Genomic DNA, 19,056 nt, shown 5'->3' with positions numbered 1-19,056 from the left:
CTTTTTATCCAAAGGAACAACGCCCGTGGACCTGACTGCGCTGCGCAAAGCCAACCCCGAACACTGGGACAAAGCGGCGGCCATCCGCACCCTGACCCTTGACGCCGTCGCCGCCGCAAATTCCGGCCATTCCGGCATGCCGATGGGCATGGCCGATGTTGCGACCGTTCTGTTCGAAAAGCACCTGAAATTCGACGCCTCGGCCCCGAACTGGCCCGACCGCGACCGGTTCATCCTGTCGGCTGGCCACGGTTCGATGCTGGTCTATTCGCTGCTCTATCTCACCGGTCATGCCGATGTGACACTGGAAGAGATCAAGAATTTCCGCCAGTTGGGCGCCAAGACCGCGGGCCACCCTGAAAACTTTCTGATCGACGGTGTTGAAACCACGACCGGCCCGCTTGGTCAGGGTATCTCGAACGCCGTGGGTTTTGCCATGGCCGAGGAAATCCAGCGCGCGCATTACGGCAAGAAGGTCGTGGATCACTATACTTACGTGATCGCGGGCGACGGCTGTCTGATGGAAGGCGTCAGTCAGGAAGCGATCACATTGGCCGGCCGCCATGAGCTGAGCAAACTGATCGTCTTCTGGGACAACAACAACATCACCATCGACGGCACTGTCGATATTGCCGATCGCACCGATCAGGTCCGCCGGTTTGCGGCCTCTGGCTGGCACGTGATTGAAATCGACGGCCATGACCCCAAAGCCATCGATGCGGCCATTGTTCAGGCGAAGAAGTCCAAGAAACCAACCATGATCGCCTGTGAAACCCATATCGCTCTGGGTCATGCTGCGCAGGACACCTCGAAAGGTCATGGGGCACTGACGGATCAGGATCAGCTGAAAGCCGCGAAAGAGGCCTATGGCTGGCCGCACGACACATTCGAAGTTCCAGCAAACGTCAAATCCGCTTGGGAAGCCATTGGTGCACGCGGGGCAGACGAACGTGCGGCTTGGGAAGAACGTTTTGCCCAGCTTTCCGAGAGGAAGCAGGCCGAATTCAAACGCGCCTATGCGTTTGAGGCCCCCAAGCGGCTGGCTGGAGCCATTCGTGCGTTCAAAAAGCAGATGTCTGAAGAGCAGCCGAAACTGGCCACCCGCGCCTCGTCCGAAAAAGTTCTGAACGTCGTGAACCCGATTATGACCGAGACTGTTGGCGGCTCGGCCGACCTGACCGGATCGAACAACACAAAATCGGCTGATATGGGCGTGTTCCTGCCGGAAAACCGCAAGGGCCGCTATATCCACTACGGCATTCGCGAACACGGCATGGCCGCCGCGATGAACGGCATGGCGCTGCACGGCGGTATCCGCCCCTATGGCGGTACCTTCATGGCCTTCACCGATTATGCCCGCCCATCCATGCGGCTGGCGGCACTGATGAAGATCCCGTCGGTTTTCGTAATGACCCATGACTCGATCGGTCTGGGCGAGGACGGTCCGACCCACCAGCCGGTGGAACATCTGGCCATCTCGCGCGCGACGCCGAACACCTATGTGTTCCGCCCCGCCGATACGATCGAAACCGCCGAAGCCTGGGAACTGGCGCTGACCTTCAAGGACAGCCCCTCGGTCCTGTCGCTGACCCGCCAGGGCGTGCCGACCGTGCGCAAGGATCACAAGACCAAGAACCTGACCGCACAAGGCGCCTATGTTCTGGCCGAGGCCGAGGGCAAGCGTCAGGCGATCCTGATTGCCACCGGGTCAGAGGTTTCGCTGGCCATGGAAGCCAAAGCGATGCTCGAAGCCGAAGGCATCGGCACCCGCGTCGTCTCGATGCCCTGCATGGAGCTGTTCGCACAGCAGGACGAAGCCTATCGCAAGCGGGTACTGCCTGCCGGTCCGGTCCGCGTCGGCATCGAGGCCGCCGTGCGCGCCGGTGGCTGGGATCGCTGGCTGCTGGGCGAGCGAGGCCGCGAAGCCAAGGCAGGCTTCATCGGCATGTCCAGCTTTGGTGCCTCGGCCCCTGCCGGTGAGCTGTACAAGCATTTCGGCATCACGGCCGAAGCAAGCGTGGCCAAGGTCAAGGAATTGTTGGGACTGTAAGACAGTCCCTTCTGATCGAGTAAAGGGCGGCCTTGGCCGCCCTTTTCATTTTGGTTTCAATGCGTTTCGGATTTGCTGAACAGGGGCATGATTATCTTGGTTGCCACCGGGATCAAAACCAATCCCCAGGCCAAACCAAATAGGCCATCCATCGTGGCCTTGGATACCCACTCAACCGCACCAACCCATTGTTCAGAGACGGAATGCCCAATGGCATAGGCCCAATCATGGATATGATGGCCCAGCCAGCCAAAGCCCAGAACTTCCATCCCGTGGATGACGATCGAGCCCCCCACCCACAGCATCGCCGCAGTTCCGACAATGGACAGTGTTTTCATCACTCCGGGCATTGCCTTGACCAACCCTCGGCCCAAACCGCGACCGATAGGTGTTGGCGCGTTCTGCGCCAGATAAAGCCCCACATCATCCATTTTCACGATCAACGCGACGGACCCATAGACCGCCACCGTCACGCCGATCCCGACAACGGCCAGCGTCGCGGCCTGCATCCACAGGTTCGGGGCTTCGATCGCCGCCAATGCAATGGTCATGATCTCGGCAGACAGAATGAAATCAGTCTTGATGGCGCCCTTGACCTTTTGCTCCTCCAGGTGGCCCGGATCGCGGTTTTTCATGTCGTCCTCAATCACATGGCTGCCATGAGGAAACAGCACATGAAAAATCTTCTCGGCCCCTTCAAAACATAAATATGACCCGCCAAGCATCAACAAGGGCGTGATCAGCCACGGCGCAAAATTGGCCAGCAACAAGGCGACGGGCAGCAAGAGTATGATCTTGTTGAAGATCGACCCGCGCGCAATGCGCCAGATGATCGGCAACTCGCGCGCGGGGGCGAAACCTTGCACGTATTTCGGCGTCACTGCTGCGTCATCTATGATCACACCGGCGGTTTTGGCCCCCGCTTTGCCTGCCGCCGCAACCACATCGTCCACTGATGCCGCCGCAACTTTGGCAATGCCCGCCACATCATCCAACAGGGCCAAAAGACCACTCATCGCGTTTCCCTTCAATCTGCTGTCGCCAACCGGACCCTACCTGATCCAACGGCTAGCGCAAGCGTTAGCGCAACCGGCGCAGGTTTGCGCTAACACCTTAAAAATATGCCGTTTTTGCCCTTTTGAGATTCCCTTTTCGCCGTTATATGGCCCTCAAAGCAAGCGCATCTGGAGACGTCATATGACCATCAAGGTCGGTATCAATGGTTTTGGCCGTATTGGCCGCTGCACCCTGTCGCACATCGCCGCGTCCGGGCGCAACGACATCGAAGTGATCAAAGTCAACGCAACTGGCCCGTTGGAAACCTCGGCTCATCTGCTGAAATATGACAGTGTTCACGGGCGTTTTCCGCGCGACGTCACCATTGACGGCAATACCATGGATCTGGGTCGCGGCCCGATGCAGATGTTCTCGACCTACGACATGACCGAGTTGGACTGGGAAGGCTGTGACGTCGTTCTTGAATGCACCGGCAAGTTCAACGATGGCCTGAAGGCCAAAACACATCTGGAACGTGGTGCTGGCAAGGTACTGCTGTCGGCTCCGGGCAAGAACGTGGACAAGACCATCGTTTTCGGCGTCAATCACAACACGCTGGCCGCAAATGACAACATGGTTTCGAACGGTTCGTGCACGACCAACTGCCTCGCCCCGCTGGCCAAGGTGCTGGACGAGGGCGTCGGCATCGAACACGGCATCATGACGACCATCCACGCCTACACAGGCGACCAGCCGACACTGGACCGCCGCCACAGCGACCTCTACCGCGCCCGCGCTGCTGCAATGTCGATGATCCCGACCTCGACCGGTGCGGCCAAAGCGCTGGGTGAAGTTCTACCAAACCTGAAAGGCCGTCTGGACGGGTCCGCCATTCGCGTCCCTACCCCGAATGTTTCGGCTGTGGACCTGACGTTCCGTGCCTCGCGCGACACAAGCACGGCGGAAATCAACGCGATCGTCGAAGAGGCCGCCAAGGGCCCGATGCAGCGCGTTCTGGGATATGAGCCGGCCCCGCTGGTGTCGACCGACTTCAACCACACCGAGGAAAGCTCGATCTTTGCACCGGATCAGACCCGCGTCGTCGATGACCGCATGGTCCGCGTTCTGGCCTGGTATGACAATGAATGGGGATTCTCGGTCCGTATGGCTGACGTAGCTGTTGCGATGGGCCGCCTTAACTGACCCTTCGGACTTCGCTTGTACCTTGATGCCCGCTCAGGTTATCTGAGCGGGCATTTTACGTTCGGGACAGCCATGACCAACCAAATCGCTATCTGGCTCGGCCTTCTTCTGCTCGGCGGTATCATGCTGGATGTGGCGCTGTACGGCACCGAACATCTGCTTTTCCTCGGAAAGAAGCTTTACGACTTTCTGGACTGGCTCGCTTTCTGGCGCTGACAGAGGTTTTCCTTGACATTTCGCTTGATCTGTCATTGTTAGCGCTAACTCATCTTGCTGAGACATTTGGACGGAGCAGACCATGACCTTGAAACTGGCGATCAACGGATTTGGACGGATCGGGCGCGGGGTTCTGCGCGCGGTGATGGAAAGCGGACGTACTGACGTTGAGATCGTCGCGATCAACGATCTTGGCAAACCCGAAATGAACGCGCACCTGTTTGAATTTGACAGCGTTCACGGCCGCTACCCCAACCCGGTTACGCTCAGCGATGCAGGTCTGGACGTGGGTCGTGGACCAATTCGGCTGAGCAGCGAGCGCAACCCCGAGGATCTGCCCTGGTCGGATATTGACGTCGTTCTGGAATGTACGGGTGTGTTCCGTACGCGCGAGGCGGCGGAACGTCACTTCAAGAACGGATCCCGGAAAGTTCTGATCTCTGCTCCGGCCCGAGGTGACGGCGGTGTGAAAACCATCGTCTTTGGTGTCAACGATGGCGAGCTGACCGCCGATGATCTGGTGGTGTCAAACGCATCCTGCACCACCAACTGTCTGTCTCCTGTTGCTGCCGCTCTGGATGCCGGCCTTGGTATCAAGCACGGCAACATGACCACGGTTCACGCTTACACTGCCAGCCAGCCGGTGCATGATACAGTGGGTAAAGATCCCTACCTGTCCCGAGCGGCGGCGCTGTCGATGATCCCTACGACAACCGGTGCGGCCGCTGCCGTGGGGCTGGTGCTGCCGCAACTCAAAGGAAAACTGACCGGTCAGGCCATCCGCGTTCCAACCCCCAATGTCTCGGTCGTTGATCTTGTGGCCGAGGTTTCACGCCCGACGACTGAAGAAGAGGTCAACCAACTGTTCGTCGATGCGGCTGCCAAAATCCCCGGCGTTCTTGCCGCGGAAAGCCGTCCTCTGGTTTCCATCGACTTCAATCACGACCCGCACAGCTCGACCGTGTCACTGGCTGAAACCAAAGTCACTGATGGCACGCTGGTTCGTGTGCTGGCGTGGTATGACAATGAATGGGGCTTTTCGAACCGGATGCTGGATACGGCGGCTGCAATGGGTGCCCTAGCCTAACCTTTTTTTCAGCGCATCATTGACACGGGGCGTGACGAATTTCGACACGTCCCCGTTCAGCCGGGCGATTTCCTTCACCAGCTTGGACGCGATCGCCTGATGGCGTGCTTCGGCCATCAGGAATACTGTCTCGATCGAATCGTCCAGAGCCCGGTTCATGCCGACCATCTGAAACTCGTATTCGAAATCGGCAACCGCCCGCAGGCCGCGCACGATGATTTGCGCGCCTACATCCCGCGCACAATCAATTAGCAGGTTTTCAAAGGGATGCGCGATGATTTCGGTTCCGGTCTGTTCGGACAGCTGGGCGCATTCCGCTTCGATCATGGCCACGCGCTCTTCCAGCGAGAACAGAGGGCCCTTGTCCCGGTTGATGGCCACACCGATAACCAGTTTGTCCACCAAAGCTGCCGCCCGACGGATGATATCGATGTGCCCCATGGTGATGGGATCAAAGGTTCCAGGATACAATCCAACCCGCATCGCGCCCTCCTGCGCAACAAAATTTCTGCGCAAGCAAACATAACTTTGCTGCAGGTGCAAGTAATTGCTTGGGCAACCCTTGCCGTCAGTGCCCCATTATCATGCCTTCAAGGGCATCTTTTTCCATCGCAAGTTCGGAAAGCTGAGCCTTCACCACATCACCCAAAGTGACAATGCCTACGAGTTTTCCATCTTCAACCACCGGCATGTGGCGAAAGCGCCCCTCTGTCATACGGGACATGATGTCTTCCACGGTGGTCTGGCGCGTCGCCGTGACGAGGTCCTGGGTCATATAAGACTTTACTGGTTGGTTCAGACAACCACTACCGCTGGCCGCCAATTCCCGGACGATGTCGCGTTCCGAAAGGATGCCGACAGCAGTATTGCCACCATCGTCGGAAACAACGACCGTACCGATGCGCTTGTCCGCAAGAATCTTCGAGGCCTCTGAGATTGTCGCCGTTGACGCCACGGTTACGACACCATCTGTCGCTTTGGACTTCAGGATGGCCTGAACTAGCATGAAGAATACCTCCGGAATAATAACACTTATTCCAAAGCGTTGCGCGATTGCCGCGACCTGTCAAGCGTCGGGGCCTGCTTCCAAACGAAGCACTTCATCGCGAATACCGCGTGTCAGGGCATCTGCAAAGCGGTTCAACCGCTCGTTGCGCTGGTCACCCTGATGCCTGACCAGATAGAAGCTGCGCGTCAAACTCACTTGATCCGTCAGGATTTTCCGAAGCCCCGGGTGGAATGGCAACGTGAAATCATGCGCCACGCAAACCCCTGTTCCCAGGCAGACCTGCCTCAGTTGAACCGATACCGAATTCGATGCAAGAGCGACACGGTCAACGCCTATGTCATTCAGGTAGTCAAGTTCCCGGTCAAAGATCATGTCGGGGATATAGCCGATCAACCTGTGGCCCTTCAGGTCAGCAATGCTCCGGATCGGATCATGTCGCTTCAGATACTCTTCGGTCGCGACCATGTGCAGCTTGTAGTCGCTGATTTTCTTCACCAGCAGCTGACCGGCGGTCGGCGCACTGACCGTAACGGCCATATCCGCCTCGCGACGGGACAGGTTGATCACACGCGGAAGCGCAAGGATCTGAATGTCCAGATCAGGGTTTGCGTCGCTGATTTTGGCACACACCTGCGGCAGCAGATAGTTGGCACTGCCGTCCGGCGCACCAATCCGGATTTGCCCGCTCAGGGTTTTCGTTGGTCCTGTTACCGCCCCGGCCGCCGCGCGCATCGCCTCTTCTGCGTGCAGCCCGTGTTCCAACAGCCGCTGGCCCGCCGGGGTCAGAACATAGCCTTGCTGCGACTTGGTGAACAATGTGGAATCCAGCGTCGCCTCCAGGCGCGCAATGCGTCGACCGACGGTGGCAGGGTCGATCTTCAGGATACGACCAGCGGAAGACAGGCTTTCCTCGCGCGCAACAGTCAGGAAAATCCGCATATCATCCCAGTTTGGGGTCATTTTGATCCCTTTTGCATTTTTGCAAAACTCTTTTGAGACATTGCCTCTGTTCGCGGGATTTCTGCAAGCCTATTCTGCGCGCAAATCTATGGAGGAGCTATTGATGCAAGACCTGACCCATTTCCTGAACGGCGAAATGGTCGCCGGAACGTCCGGTCGTTTCGACGACGTCTACAACCCGGCAACGGGTGAAGTTCAATACAAGTGCCCGATGGCCAGTGCGGCGGAAACCACCGCCGCGATCGAGGCCGCCGCCGCCGCCCAGCCCGCATGGGGCGCAACCAACCCGCAAAAGCGCGCGCGCGTCATGATGGCCATGGTCGGCCTGATGAACCGCGATATGGACAAACTGGCCGAAGCGCTGAGCCGCGAGCACGGCAAAACCATCCCCGACGCCAAGGGTGATTTGCAGCGTGGTCTGGAAGTGATCGAATACTGCATTGGCGCACCGCAGATGCTGAAGGGTGAGTTTACCGACAGCGCGGGCCCCGGCATTGACATGTATTCCATGCGCCAGCCTTTGGGTGTTGTCGGCTCGATCATGCCGTTCAACTTTCCGGCCATGATGCCGCTCTGGCACGTTGGCCCTGCTCTGGCCTGCGGTAACGCCGTTGTTCTGAAACCGTCCGAACGCGACCCGTCCGTACCCCTGATGCTGGCTGAACTGTTCGTCGAAGCCGGCTTGCCCAAAGGCGTTTTCCAGGTCGTGAACGGCGACAAGGAAGCTGTCGACACCATCCTCGACAGCGAGATCATCCAGGGCGTCAGCTTTGTGGGTTCAACCCCGATCGCACAGTATATCTACAGCCGCGCAACCGCGAATGGGAAACGAGCACAGTGCTTCGGCGGTGCCAAGAACCACATGATCGTCATGCCCGACGCCGATCTGGATCAGGCGGCGGACGCGCTGGTTGGCGCCGGTTTCGGTGCGGCCGGCGAACGTTGCATGGCCGTTTCGGTGGCTGTTCCCGTGGGCGAAGAGACCGCGGACGCACTGATCGAAAAACTGGTGCCGCGCATCGAAAAGCTGAAGGTTGGCCCCTATACCGCCGGCGATGATGTCGACATGGGCCCGGTTGTGACCGCCGCCGCGAAACAGCGCATTCTGAGCCTGATCAATTCAGGCGTGGAACAGGGTGCGAAACTGGTTGTCGACAACCGCGACTTCAGCCTGCAAGGCTATGAAGACGGCTTCTTTGTCGGCCCCCACCTGTTCGACCACGTGACGCCCGAGATGGACATCTACAAACAGGAAATCTTTGGCCCGGTTCTGTCCACCGTGCGCGCGGGTTCGTACGAAGAGGCCCTTAAACTGGCGATGGATCACGAATACGGAAACGGCACCGCGATCTTTACCCGCGATGGCGATACCGCACGTGACTTTGCCAGCCGTGTGAACATCGGAATGGTCGGCATCAATGTTCCGATTCCGGTTCCGCTGGCCTATCACACCTTCGGCGGTTGGAAGAAATCCATGTTTGGCGATCTGAACCAGCACGGCCCGGACAGCTTCAAGTTCTACACCCGCACCAAAACCGTGACCGCACGCTGGCCGTCGGGCATCAAGGAAGGTGGCGAGTTCAACTTCAAAGCAATGGACTGATCCCACAGTTTCCTGACGCTTGAAGCCCGGCCCGTTAAATGGCCGGGCTTTTTGCATCTTTCCGCCGAAAACCAGCTTTCGTCCGCTCGGTCACAGGAAATTCAAGTGGTTCACTCTGGAAAAATTCAACCAACACCCATATTTTGGCGTGAACGATGTACTGAGCAGTGAACTTATCGGAGGCAACCTTGTCCCAATCCCATATGACCCGTCGCTCTGCCTTGCTGGGCGTGGCTTCTTTGGTGGCAACACCTGCCCTTGTTCGGGCACAAAGCACGGATGCTTTCCCTGAAACGGAAGACGCGATCAGTACGCAATTGCCAGTCCGACGCAATATATCGTCCTTCTCGCAGCAGAACTGGCAGGACCATTTCGATGAATTGGGCGTTGGTTGCCTGTTGGCCGATATCACCAGCCGCGCAGTCCATTACTGGGGGCCTGACGGCACATACAAACTGTACCCAAGTTCCGTACCCATGAGCGAAGAGCTTACCAAACGCGGGTACACGAAAGTTGTGCGTAAGACGGAATTCCCAAGCTGGACACCTACGGCATCAATGCGCGAACGTGATCCTTCGCTGCCGCTTCGGATGGAAGGTGGCGATCCTGGCAACCCACTGGGAACCCGCGCCATGTATCTGGGTTGGCCTGCCTATCTTGTCCATGGCACGCACGACACCCGCAAGATCGGTCGTCAGAGCTCGTCAGGTTGTATTGGCCTGTACAACCAGCATGTAGAAGAGCTGTATCCGCTGGTAAAAGTCGGCACGCAGGTTCGACTGGTCTGATCCACCCGGGTTGAAAAGCAAAAGCCCCGGTCGATCGCCGGGGCTTTCTTGTCTTCGGAAGACAGCGCTTATTCCGGCAGGATTACCGCGTCGACGACGTGGATGACGCCATTGCTGGCTTCAATGTCGGCCTGTACGACCTTGGCGTCGTTCACTTTTACACCGTTTTTGGCGTTGACGCTCAGCCGGTCGCCCTGAACAGTCAGGACCTTGGCGCGCTTGCCGGCGATATCACCGGACATAACCTTGGCCGGTACCACGTGATAGGTCAGGATCGCGACCAATTGGTCTTTGTTTTCTGGTTTCAAAAGCGTCTCGACAGTGCCTTCAGGAAGCGCAGCAAAGGCTTCGTCTGTGGGTGCAAATACTGTGAACGGACCGTCACCTTTCAGGGTGTCAACCAAGCCTGCAGCCTGAACGGCGGCGACCAGAGTGTTGAACGACCCGGCGGCAACGGCGGTGTCGACGATATCAGCGGCCTGAGCCTTGAGCGGCATAGCAAATGCAAGTGCGGCGGCTGCGCCCATGAATGTACGACGGAACATAGCTGTCTTCTCCTCTCCAGCGTGTTATGGAAGGGGTTACGGACCTTTTGCCGCAATGGATCACTTTGGTTTCAGTTTTCTTCGAGCTGCACCCAGATGCTTTGCGCCCGCCCCTCGGCTAGGAACGGCAAGGCAACAACGGCATCAGGCCGATCCTGTTGCAGGTAATATCCCGGCCAAAGCATTGAATACGCGCCAGATTGCAACAAGCTGTGCAATACGTACTGCTCTCCCCAGCCCGGGCAATCATAGAAGAAGCGCTTGGGATATTCGTAGGGCAAAAAAACATCGTGAACGTGGATCACCACCCCGGGGTTCAGCGACGGTATAATGCGGCAGAACAGATGGGCGACATCGTTGCTCATCCGCACGACATGGCTGGAGTCGATGAACAGAATGTCTCCGGCCTCCAGTTCTGCGAACAATGCCGGGTCTGTTTCTTCAAGACGTTTTTGTTCGAACCGGTCGACCACATGGGCGATATCGGCGCGTGGGTACGGATCGACCGCGGTAATGGTGGTATCCAGATTGCCATCGATGATTGCCTGACGGGTCACACAGGTGGAATTACCGCATCCGACCTCGATCACGCGCTTAGGCTGAAAGCGGCGGATCATCAGATATAACGCATCCGCATCCGGGCTGTCATAGTAACCATTGCCGGTACGATAACCGGTCTGGTTGCGTGCGGGATCTTTCAGCGCCTCCAGAGCAGCTTTGTGACGCTCGAATTCCGCCACAAGTTGAGAGATGTCGAAACCTTCCATCCCTGGCGACAACGCATAGGCGGGGCGCGTCAACCCACCCGCCGCTTCGAAGGCTTCCAGCCGCGCCCGTTCATCCTGTTCCGTAACTCTGTCGACCAGTTTCACCCCCAATTCTTCAAGGGCAGCGTTGATCTTCGGGAATTTTCTGGGTTTCAAGGCGCTGGCTCCGCGATCTGTGATGCAATGTTCCTTACCGTTGCGAACCGTTTCTCTGCAAGGGCAAGCCTGTCAAACCCTTGGCAAAACGTAAATTTCCGTATTCACTGATGGGACTGACAACTGCGAGGGGCCCCATGCAGCAGGAATTTACACTCGGGATCGAAGAAGAATACCTGTTGGTGGAACGTGACAGTCTGCAATTGTCCGAAGCCCCCGAAGCGCTGATGGCGGCCTGCCAAAGCGATTTCGAAGGTCAGGTCAGCCCCGAGTTCCTGCAATGTCAAATCGAGGTTGGAACCAGACCGCACGCCACGGTCGCTTCGGCGCGCGAAGACCTGAAGCGGCTGCGGTCATGCGTGTCGAAACGGGCCGCCGAATACAACCTGTCCCCTATCGCCGTCTCGTGCCACCCGTTCGCCAACTGGAAGGATCAACACCACACCCGGAAAGAACGGTATGACGCGCTGCAACATGCATTGGGCGGCGTTGCCCGGCGGATGCTGATCTGCGGGATGCATGTACATGTCGGGGTCGAGGACCCTGCCTTGCGTGCCGATCTGATGCCGCAACTGTCATACTTTCTTCCTCATCTTCTGGCGTTGTCCACATCTTCGCCCTATTGGAACGGCGAGGATACCGGCCTGTCTTCATACCGGCTGACGGTGTTCGACAACCTGCCCCGCACCGGGCTGCCACCCGTGTTCGCCAGCTGGGGCGAGTACGAACGGAACACGGGCATTCTGGTCGAGCTTGGGGTCATCGAAGACACCACCAAGATTTGGTGGGATCTACGCCCCTCACATCGTTTCCCAACTTTGGAAACGCGGATCATGGATGTTCAACCCCGTCTGGAACACACTTTGTCGTTGGCCGCACTGGTTCAGGCATTGACCCGGATGCTGTGCCGTCTGAAAGACCGCAACCTGCGCTGGAGGCAATATGATCGTTTCCTGATCGGTGAAAACCGCTGGCGCGCACAGCGCTACGGAGTGGGTGAAGGGCTGATCGATTTCGGCGACCGTTCGGTCAAGCCCATGTCCGAACTGATCGGCGATCTCATGGGGTTGTTGGCAGAAGACACCGAAGCACTTGGCACGATGACCGAGCTTGCACGGCTCAGGCAGATTGCTGAAAACGGCACTTCCGCCACGCGCCAACGCCGTGTTCATGCCGAGGCATCAGCGCGCGGTGATGATCCGGGGCAAGCCGTCGTGCGCCACCTGATCGAGGAATTTCACGCCGATCTCTGAACGTTTCCGGCTTGTGACCCGTTTCAACCGACTCATTGTTGCGCCTGCAAAATTTCTGTAAGAATTCAGAAATAAACAACCGTTCAATTCATTGCCGACGGGAGGGAGCGTCATGGATTTCGCACTCAGCGAGGAGCAAACAGCCATATTCGACATGGCGCACGCGTTCGGGCAGGAAAACATCGCCCCCTTTGCGCGCCAGTGGGAGGTGGACGGAACCATTCCCAAAACCCTGTGGCCCCAGATAGGCGAGCTTGGTTTCGGCGCGCTGTACGTATCCGAGGAAAGCGGAGGGTCAAATCTGACCCGCTTGGATGCCACGCTGGTTTTCGAGGCGCTGTCAATGGCCTGCCCCTCGGTCGCCGCCTTCCTGTCGATCCACAACATGTGCGCCAAGATGTTGGACAATTTCGCAGATGATGACCTAAAGGCGCGCATCATGCCGGATGTTCTGACCCTGAATACGGTTCTGAGCTATTGCCTGACGGAACCCGGTTCCGGCTCTGACGCGGCGGCCTTGAAAACCCGCGCCGAACGCACCAACGAAGGATATACGTTGAACGGTACCAAGGCGTTTATCTCGGGCGGTGGCTATTCGGATGCCTATGTTTGCATGGTACGCACCGGTCAGGACGGGCCCAAAGGGATCTCGACCGTATATGTCGAGGACGGCACGCCGGGGCTCAGCTTTGGGGCGCTGGAACAGAAAATGGGCTGGAAAAGCCAACCCACTGCGCAGGTTCAGTTCGACGACTGCAAAATTCCCGCAGGCAACCTCGTGGGCACCGAAGGCGACGGCTTCAAATACGCGATGATGGGCCTCGATGGCGGGCGACTCAATATCGCGGCCTGTTCTCTTGGGGCTGCTCAGGCCGGGCTGGATATGACCCTGCAATACATGTCCGAGCGCAAGGCGTTCGGCCAATCCATCGATCAGTTCCAGGCCCTTCAGTTCCGTCTGGCGGATATGGAGATCGAATTACAGGCGGCACGCACCTTCCTGCGTCAGGCGGCATGGAAACTGGACAACGGCGCGCCCGATGCCACGAAATTCTGTGCGATGGCGAAGAAATTCGTAACCGAAGCCGGGTCGAAAGTGGTGGATCAGTGCCTGCAACTGCATGGCGGGTACGGATATCTTGCGGATTACGGCATCGAAAAGCTTGTGCGCGATCTTCGCGTGCATCAGATTTTGGAAGGCACGAACGAGATTATGCGCGTGATCGTCGCGCGCCAACTGCTCGCCAATCGCTGAGGCCCCGATGTCAGACATTGAAATCCGCAACACAGGCCGTGCCGGTCGCATCACCCTGACCCGTCCCCATGCGCTGAACGCGTTGAGCTATGACATGTGCATGGCCATCGACACGGCGATGCGCAACTGGCGGGAAGACGATGCCGTTGACCTGATAGTTCTGGACGCCGAGGGGGAAAAAGCCTTTTGTGCAGGGGGTGACATTGCCGAACTTTATGAAACGGGCACAGAAGGCAATTATGCGTATGGCCAGAAGTTCTGGCGGGACGAATATCGTCTGAATGCCCTGATCTTCGAATATCCCAAACCAGTCATCAGTTTTCTTCAGGGGTTTACAATGGGCGGGGGTGTCGGCATCGGCTGCCATGGCAGCCACCGTGTCGTCGGAGAAAGCTCCAGGATTGCCATGCCCGAATGCTCGATTGGCTTGATTCCGGATGTCGGCGGGTCATTGATGCTGGCCCTTGCACCGGGGCGACTGGGTGAATTCCTTGGGACCACGGGCTTCAGGATGGGGCCTGCGGACGCGATCTTTGCGGGGTTTGCCGACCATTTCATCCCCCAGTCGCAATGGTCTGACCTGATCGAAATTCTGGAAGCGTCTGGAAATGCCGAACTGGTGGCCGAACATTCCGAAACGCCACCCAGTGGTGAATTGGCAGTGGCGCTGACGGATATCGACAATCATTTTTCCGGTGAAACTCTGGGCGACATCCTGATCAGCCTGCGCAATGACGGTCAGGAATTTGCAGACAAAACTCTGGAAAAAATAACGAAAAACGCACCGCTTTCCGTAGCCTGCACGATCGAGATGCTGCACCGTCTGCGTGGCCCCTCGCTTACCATGCGGCGCGCGTTGGAGATGGAATACCGCTTTACCCACCGAGCGATGGAGCATGGTGACTTTCTGGAAGGTATCCGCGCGCAGATCATAGACAAAGACCGCAACCCGAACTGGCAGTTTTCCGATATGGACGTCCCCTTGGTGGCCGTCTCGAAAATGTTGCAGCCATTGGGTGCGGACACCCTGACATTCGAGGAGGACTGAGAGATGCAGATCGGGTTCATAGGGCTGGGAAACATGGGGGCACCCATGGCGGCCAATCTGGCAAAGGCCGGCCATCAGGTTCTCGGATTCGACACGGCCGGCGTTGCCGTTGACGGGGTGACTCAAGCCGGTACCGCGACCGAAGCCGTCGCCTCTGCCGATGCTGTCATAACCATGCTGCCGAATGGCGCCATCCTGCGGGCCGTTGCAGATCAGATCATTCCCGCCATGGCGAAGGGTGCCGTGCTGATCGATTGCTCGACAGTTGACGTGGACAGCGCACGCGCAGTCGCGGAACAGGCCAGCGGCGCTGGTCTGCTGTTCGTCGACGCTCCGGTTTCGGGGGGTGTCGGCGGCGCGGCAGGTGGCACCCTGACATTCATGGCCGGCGGGTCAGACGACGCCTTTGCAAAGGCTGCTCCTCTGTTCGACATCATGGGGCAGAAAGCGGTTCACTGCGGCGAAGCCGGAGCCGGCCAAGCCGCCAAGATCTGCAACAACATGATCCTCGGCGTTACCATGATCGCCACGTGCGAGGCCTTTGCCCTGGCCGACAAACTGGGTCTGGACCGCCAAAAGATGTTCGATGTGGTCAGCACCTCATCGGGGTACAGCTGGACGATGAACGCCTATTGCCCTGCCCCCGGCGTTGGCCCGCAAAGCCCTGCCGACAATGACTATACGCCTGGATTTGCAGCCGAGTTGATGCTGAAGGACCTGCGCCTCAGCCAACAAGCCGCAACCAGTGCGGATGCGGATACACCGATGGGACAGGCCGCGACTGCACTTTACGAGCAATTCGTCGAAAACGAGGACGGACTGGGCCGCGATTTCAGTGCCATGCTGCCTCGGTTTGAAAAGCGTGGGCGAAGTTGATCCAAGTCATATTCCGCTCTCGGAATATTTGATATCCAAAGGGTGCAACCTTTTGGAAAGGATTCTTACGTGATGACCAAAAACATGGGTGGACTCGACAAAACGCTTCGGATCGCATTAGGCGCTGCGCTTATTCTGGGCGCTCTGTTGGGATACGGAACCTGGATGTGGATCGGCATCGTGCCGTTGGTCACCGGTCTGCTGAATTCATGCCCGATATACTCGGTGTTGGGCATCAGCACCTGCCCAACCAAGAAAAACTAGATTGGACAGGCGGTGGAGCGAAGACAGCCTGAAGCTGCCTACTCCGCCGCCACCCGATCCGGGTTGAGCATGGTTTTCAGATACCGACCGGTATGGCTGCGTTCGACTTGAGCAATCTCTTCGGGTGCTCCGACGGCTACGATCTCACCACCGCCGTCGCCGCCTTCAGGCCCGATGTCGATTATATGGTCGGCGGTTTTCACCACGTCCAGATTGTGTTCGATCACCACGACGGTATTGCCCTGATCGACCAATTCATGCAGCACTTCCAACAGCTTGCGTACATCTTCGAAATGCAGACCCGTGGTCGGTTCGTCCAGAATATAGAGCGTCCGCCCGGTTGATCGTTTCGACAGTTCCTTGGACAGTTTGACACGCTGCGCCTCACCACCCGACAGCGTGGTCGCCTGTTGACCCACCTTGATATAGCCAAGACCAACGCGGGCCAGCGCATCCATCTTGTCGCGAATCGAGGGCACGGCCTTGAAGAATTCCTGCGCGTCTTCCACCGTCATATCAAGCACATCCGCAATGGACTTGCCCTTGAACTTGATCTCGAGCGTCTCGCGATTGTACCGCGCGCCCTTGCAGGTTTCGCAGGTGACATAGACGTCGGGAAGGAAGTGCATCTCGATCTTGATGACGCCGTCCCCCTGACAGGCCTCACAGCGGCCGCCCTTCACGTTAAAGCTGAAACGGCCCGGCTTGTATCCCCGCGCTTTCGCCTCGGGCAGCCCGGCGAACCAGTCTCGGATCGGAGTGAAGGCCCCGGTATAGGTTGCCGGATTCGACCGCGGAGTCCGCCCGATCGGGCGTTGATCGATATCGATGACCTTGTCCAGATGCTCCAAACCCTTGATTGTCTCACACGGCGCAGGCGTCTGCCGCGCGCCATTCAGGCGCATCGAGGCGGTCTTGAACAACGTCTCAATCGTCAGGGTCGACTTACCGCCGCCAGATACACCCGTGACACAAACAAACTTGCCCAAAGGAAATTCGGCCGTCACGTCCTTGAGGTTGTTGCCCGAAGCCTTTACCACCGTCACCTTTTTCTTGTTCCCCTTGCGCCGCTCGGCGGGTACCGGAATCTCGCGTACACCTGACAGATACTGCCCCGTGATCGAGGCCGCATCCGCTGCGATCTGCTCGGGCGTGCCGTGGCTGACCACCTGCCCGCCGTGCACGCCCGCACCGGGGCCAATGTCGAACACATAATCGGCTTCGCGGATGGCTTCCTCGTCATGTTCGACGACGATCACGGTGTTGCCCTGATCCCGCAGACTCTTGAGCGTACCAAGCAACCGGTCATTGTCACGCTGGTGCAAACCGATCGAGGGCTCGTCCAATACATAAAGCACCCCGGTCAGGCCCGATCCAATCTGGCTTGCCAGACGAATACGCTGACTTTCGCCGCCTGACAGGGTTCCACTTGAACGAGATAGCGTAAGGTATTCCAAACCAACATTATTCAGGAAACCCAACCGCTCGCGGATTTCCTTCAGAATGGCCCGGGCGATCTCATTCTTCTGAGCGCTCAGATGGTTCGGAGCATCCTCGATCCAGGCAAGCGCTTCGCGGATGGACATTTGTACCACCTGACCGACATGCAGCCCCGCGATCTTCACGGCCAAGGCTTCGGCGCGCAGACGATACCCTTCGCAGGTGCCGCACGGGCGGTTGTTTTGGTACCGTTCGAATTCCTCGCGTATCCACGCGCTATCCGTTTCGCGATAACGCCGTTCCATATTCGGAATCACGCCTTCGAAGCTGCGTGTCACCTGGTACACCCGTCCGCCCTCGTCATAGCGGAACTGGATCTCCTCATCGCCCGAGCCCCGCAGGAACACCTGCTGCACTTTGCTGGGCAGGTCTTTCCAAGGCGTGTTCTTGTCAAACTCATAATGACGCGCGATGGCCTCGATGGTCTGAAGGAAATACGGCGACTTGCCTTTCCTCCATGGTGCCAGGGCCCCGTCATACAGTTTCAGCGTCTGATCCGGCACCACGAGACGCTCGTCAAAGAACAGCTCGACCCCCAAGCCGTCACAATCCGGGCAGGCTCCGAATGGCGCATTGAACGAAAACAGGCGCGGTTCAATCTCCGGGATGGTGAAACCGCTGACCGGGCAGGCGAAGTTTTCGCTGAAGGTAATCCGTTCCGGCTCTCCTTCTCGTGGGGCCGTTTCCAGAATCGCGATTCCGTCCGCCAGATCCAGAGCGGTGCGCAGGCTATCGGCCAAACGCGTTTCCATGCCTTCACGAACAACCAGGCGGTCGACCACAACGTCAATATCGTGACGGAACTTCTTGTCCAATGTCGGGGGCTGATCCAGCTCATGGAACTCACCATCCACCTTCACGCGCTGGAACCCCTGCTTGCGCAGTTCCAGAAATTCCTTCCGGTACTCACCTTTGCGGTCGCGCACGATCGGAGCCAGCAGATAACCCCGCGTGCCCTCCTCCATCGCCATGATGCGGTCGACCATGTCCTGCACCTGTTGCGCCTCGATCGGCTGGCCGGTGGCCGGGCTGTACGGCGTACCTGCGCGGGCGAACAACAGACGCAGATAGTCATAGATCTCGGTTACGGTTCCCACAGTCGAACGCGGGTTCTTCGAGGTCGTTTTTTGTTCAATGGAGATCGCCGGAGACAGTCCACTGATATGGTCAACATCGGGCTTTTCCATCATGTCGAGAAACTGCCGCGCATAAGCGGACAGGCTTTCGACATAACGGCGCTGACCTTCGGCATAAATCGTGTCGAACGCCAGCGACGACTTGCCCGAACCGGACAGCCCGGTGATCACCACCAACTGATCCCGAGGGATGTCGACATCGATGCCTTTGAGGTTATGCTCGCGCGCGCCGCGCACCTCTATATTCTTCAGCTCAGCCATTTCCGGCCCCCAACAAACAAGTGGTTTAGAGATAGGCGAGCTTGCCCGAGTCTCCAACAGAAAAGTTAGAACATTTAGTGAAC

At 58.0% G+C, this 19,056-nt stretch carries 18 protein-coding genes; 11 read left to right on the top strand and 7 right to left on the bottom strand.

The genetic code is table 11. From position 1 onward, the window contains the following. The first annotated feature begins 25 nt into the window (after positions 1 to 25). Positions 26 to 2,050, top strand: a complete 2,025-nt coding sequence (gene tkt, locus ACR0E2_RS02460) for a transketolase (RefSeq protein ID WP_480445025.1) — start codon at positions 26 to 28, stop codon at positions 2,048 to 2,050. 56 nt (positions 2,051 to 2,106) lie between these two features. Here the strand turns inward: tkt and ACR0E2_RS02455 are convergent, their stop codons facing one another. Beyond that, positions 2,107 to 3,066: a DUF808 domain-containing protein gene (locus tag ACR0E2_RS02455; RefSeq protein ID WP_480445024.1), complete on the bottom strand. Its 960-nt coding sequence runs from the start codon at positions 3,064 to 3,066 to the stop codon at positions 2,107 to 2,109. Positions 3,067 to 3,247: 181 nt separating this feature from the next. Here ACR0E2_RS02455 and gap (ACR0E2_RS02450) point away from each other — a divergent pair, with 181 nt between their 5' ends. From gap (ACR0E2_RS02450) to gap (ACR0E2_RS02440), 3 genes are all read left to right on the top strand, one after another. Further along, the gene (gap, locus tag ACR0E2_RS02450; protein WP_152457871.1) at positions 3,248 to 4,249 is read left to right on the top strand and encodes a type I glyceraldehyde-3-phosphate dehydrogenase; all 1,002 of its coding nucleotides are present in this window, start codon (positions 3,248 to 3,250) and stop codon (positions 4,247 to 4,249) included. 72 nt (positions 4,250 to 4,321) lie between these two features. After that, complete coding sequence (locus ACR0E2_RS02445; protein ID WP_171116107.1) at positions 4,322 to 4,465, top strand: hypothetical protein; 144 nt, start codon at positions 4,322 to 4,324, stop codon at positions 4,463 to 4,465. Between the two features lie 82 nt (positions 4,466 to 4,547). Continuing rightward, entirely contained in the window at positions 4,548 to 5,552 is a 1,005-nt protein-coding gene (gene gap, locus ACR0E2_RS02440) for a type I glyceraldehyde-3-phosphate dehydrogenase (protein WP_152457870.1), read from the top strand. Here the strand turns inward: gap (ACR0E2_RS02440) and coaD are convergent. The 3 genes from coaD to ACR0E2_RS02425 all read right to left on the bottom strand — a co-directional run bounded on the left by coaD (position 5,544) and on the right by ACR0E2_RS02425 (position 7,521). Further along, complete coding sequence (gene coaD, locus ACR0E2_RS02435) at positions 5,544 to 6,035, bottom strand: pantetheine-phosphate adenylyltransferase (protein WP_171228681.1); 492 nt, start codon at positions 6,033 to 6,035, stop codon at positions 5,544 to 5,546. The two genes, gap (ACR0E2_RS02440) and coaD, sit on opposite strands and share 9 nt — an antisense overlap. Before the next feature lie 85 nt (positions 6,036 to 6,120). Then, the gene (locus ACR0E2_RS02430; RefSeq protein WP_480445021.1) at positions 6,121 to 6,558 is read right to left on the bottom strand and encodes a CBS domain-containing protein; all 438 of its coding nucleotides are present in this window, start codon (positions 6,556 to 6,558) and stop codon (positions 6,121 to 6,123) included. 60 nt (positions 6,559 to 6,618) lie between these two features. Continuing rightward, positions 6,619 to 7,521, bottom strand: coding sequence for a LysR family transcriptional regulator (locus ACR0E2_RS02425; protein ID WP_480445020.1), 903 nt, complete (start codon positions 7,519 to 7,521; stop codon positions 6,619 to 6,621). A 103-nt stretch (positions 7,522 to 7,624) separates the two neighbouring features. Between ACR0E2_RS02425 and ACR0E2_RS02420 the strand changes: the two genes are divergently transcribed. Together ACR0E2_RS02420 and ACR0E2_RS02415 are read left to right on the top strand one after the other, a co-directional pair. Continuing rightward, positions 7,625 to 9,124 carry a CoA-acylating methylmalonate-semialdehyde dehydrogenase gene (locus tag ACR0E2_RS02420; protein WP_480445019.1) on the top strand — a complete coding sequence of 500 codons (1,500 nt, stop codon included), beginning with the start codon at positions 7,625 to 7,627 and terminating at the stop codon, positions 9,122 to 9,124. A 203-nt stretch (positions 9,125 to 9,327) separates the two neighbouring features. After that, entirely contained in the window at positions 9,328 to 9,912 is a 585-nt protein-coding gene (locus tag ACR0E2_RS02415; protein WP_171116564.1) for a L,D-transpeptidase, read from the top strand. A gap of 68 nt (positions 9,913 to 9,980) precedes the next feature. Here ACR0E2_RS02415 and ACR0E2_RS02410 read toward each other — a convergent pair whose 3' ends face one another. Both ACR0E2_RS02410 and ACR0E2_RS02405 read right to left on the bottom strand, forming a co-directional pair. Further along, entirely contained in the window at positions 9,981 to 10,457 is a 477-nt protein-coding gene (locus ACR0E2_RS02410) for a fasciclin domain-containing protein (RefSeq protein WP_152457864.1), read from the bottom strand. Positions 10,458 to 10,528: 71 nt separating this feature from the next. Next, the gene (locus ACR0E2_RS02405; protein ID WP_480445017.1) at positions 10,529 to 11,380 is read right to left on the bottom strand and encodes a class I SAM-dependent methyltransferase; all 852 of its coding nucleotides are present in this window, start codon (positions 11,378 to 11,380) and stop codon (positions 10,529 to 10,531) included. A 137-nt stretch (positions 11,381 to 11,517) separates the two neighbouring features. Between ACR0E2_RS02405 and ACR0E2_RS02400 the strand changes: the two genes are divergently transcribed. The 5 genes from ACR0E2_RS02400 (at position 11,518) to ACR0E2_RS02380 (ending at position 16,076) form a co-directional block, all read left to right on the top strand. Continuing rightward, positions 11,518 to 12,633: a carboxylate-amine ligase gene (locus ACR0E2_RS02400; protein WP_480445015.1), complete on the top strand. Its 1,116-nt coding sequence runs from the start codon at positions 11,518 to 11,520 to the stop codon at positions 12,631 to 12,633. A gap of 112 nt (positions 12,634 to 12,745) precedes the next feature. Next, positions 12,746 to 13,888, top strand: coding sequence for an acyl-CoA dehydrogenase family protein (locus tag ACR0E2_RS02395; RefSeq protein WP_480445013.1), 1,143 nt, complete (start codon positions 12,746 to 12,748; stop codon positions 13,886 to 13,888). 7 nt (positions 13,889 to 13,895) lie between these two features. Beyond that, a complete protein-coding gene (locus tag ACR0E2_RS02390) occupies positions 13,896 to 14,936 on the top strand; it encodes an enoyl-CoA hydratase/isomerase family protein (RefSeq protein WP_480445012.1) in 1,041 nt (346 codons plus the stop codon). Positions 14,937 to 14,939: 3 nt separating this feature from the next. After that, positions 14,940 to 15,812 (top strand): 3-hydroxyisobutyrate dehydrogenase, encoded by an 873-nt coding sequence (gene mmsB / locus ACR0E2_RS02385; protein ID WP_480445010.1) that lies wholly within the window; start codon positions 14,940 to 14,942, stop codon positions 15,810 to 15,812. 72 nt (positions 15,813 to 15,884) lie between these two features. Then, complete coding sequence (locus ACR0E2_RS02380; protein WP_152457858.1) at positions 15,885 to 16,076, top strand: YgaP family membrane protein; 192 nt, start codon at positions 15,885 to 15,887, stop codon at positions 16,074 to 16,076. A 38-nt stretch (positions 16,077 to 16,114) separates the two neighbouring features. Here the strand turns inward: ACR0E2_RS02380 and uvrA are convergent, their stop codons facing one another. Further along, on the bottom strand, positions 16,115 to 18,973 hold the full coding sequence (gene uvrA / locus ACR0E2_RS02375) for an excinuclease ABC subunit UvrA (RefSeq protein WP_480445009.1): 2,859 nt from the start codon (positions 18,971 to 18,973) through the stop codon (positions 16,115 to 16,117). Between the last annotated feature and the right edge of the window lie 83 nt (positions 18,974 to 19,056).

The sequence above is a fragment of the Ruegeria sp. A4 genome (genome assembly GCF_056543025.1).
Note: the sequence above shows the minus strand (reverse complement) of the source record. Positions and strands in the feature narration are given on the sequence as shown.

What these genes read in the sequence shown, in the direction of transcription:
- ACR0E2_RS02455 (WP_480445024.1), bottom strand. Translation starts at nt 3,066, where the DNA reads ATGAGTGGTCTTTTGGCCCTGTTGGATGATGTGGCGGGCATTGCCAAA.
- gap (WP_152457871.1), top strand. Translation starts at nt 3,248, where the DNA reads ATGACCATCAAGGTCGGTATCAATGGTTTTGGCCGTATTGGCCGCTGC.
- ACR0E2_RS02445 (WP_171116107.1), top strand. Translation starts at nt 4,322, where the DNA reads ATGACCAACCAAATCGCTATCTGGCTCGGCCTTCTTCTGCTCGGCGGT.
- gap (WP_152457870.1), top strand. Translation starts at nt 4,548, where the DNA reads ATGACCTTGAAACTGGCGATCAACGGATTTGGACGGATCGGGCGCGGG.
- coaD (WP_171228681.1), bottom strand. Translation starts at nt 6,035, where the DNA reads ATGCGGGTTGGATTGTATCCTGGAACCTTTGATCCCATCACCATGGGG.
- ACR0E2_RS02430 (WP_480445021.1), bottom strand. Translation starts at nt 6,558, where the DNA reads ATGCTAGTTCAGGCCATCCTGAAGTCCAAAGCGACAGATGGTGTCGTA.
- ACR0E2_RS02425 (WP_480445020.1), bottom strand. Translation starts at nt 7,521, where the DNA reads ATGACCCCAAACTGGGATGATATGCGGATTTTCCTGACTGTTGCGCGC.
- ACR0E2_RS02420 (WP_480445019.1), top strand. Translation starts at nt 7,625, where the DNA reads ATGCAAGACCTGACCCATTTCCTGAACGGCGAAATGGTCGCCGGAACG.
- ACR0E2_RS02415 (WP_171116564.1), top strand. Translation starts at nt 9,328, where the DNA reads ATGACCCGTCGCTCTGCCTTGCTGGGCGTGGCTTCTTTGGTGGCAACA.
- ACR0E2_RS02410 (WP_152457864.1), bottom strand. Translation starts at nt 10,457, where the DNA reads ATGTTCCGTCGTACATTCATGGGCGCAGCCGCCGCACTTGCATTTGCT.
- ACR0E2_RS02400 (WP_480445015.1), top strand. Translation starts at nt 11,518, where the DNA reads ATGCAGCAGGAATTTACACTCGGGATCGAAGAAGAATACCTGTTGGTG.
- ACR0E2_RS02395 (WP_480445013.1), top strand. Translation starts at nt 12,746, where the DNA reads ATGGATTTCGCACTCAGCGAGGAGCAAACAGCCATATTCGACATGGCG.
- ACR0E2_RS02390 (WP_480445012.1), top strand. Translation starts at nt 13,896, where the DNA reads ATGTCAGACATTGAAATCCGCAACACAGGCCGTGCCGGTCGCATCACC.
- mmsB (WP_480445010.1), top strand. Translation starts at nt 14,940, where the DNA reads ATGCAGATCGGGTTCATAGGGCTGGGAAACATGGGGGCACCCATGGCG.
- ACR0E2_RS02380 (WP_152457858.1), top strand. Translation starts at nt 15,885, where the DNA reads ATGACCAAAAACATGGGTGGACTCGACAAAACGCTTCGGATCGCATTA.
- uvrA (WP_480445009.1), bottom strand. Translation starts at nt 18,973, where the DNA reads ATGGCTGAGCTGAAGAATATAGAGGTGCGCGGCGCGCGCGAGCATAAC.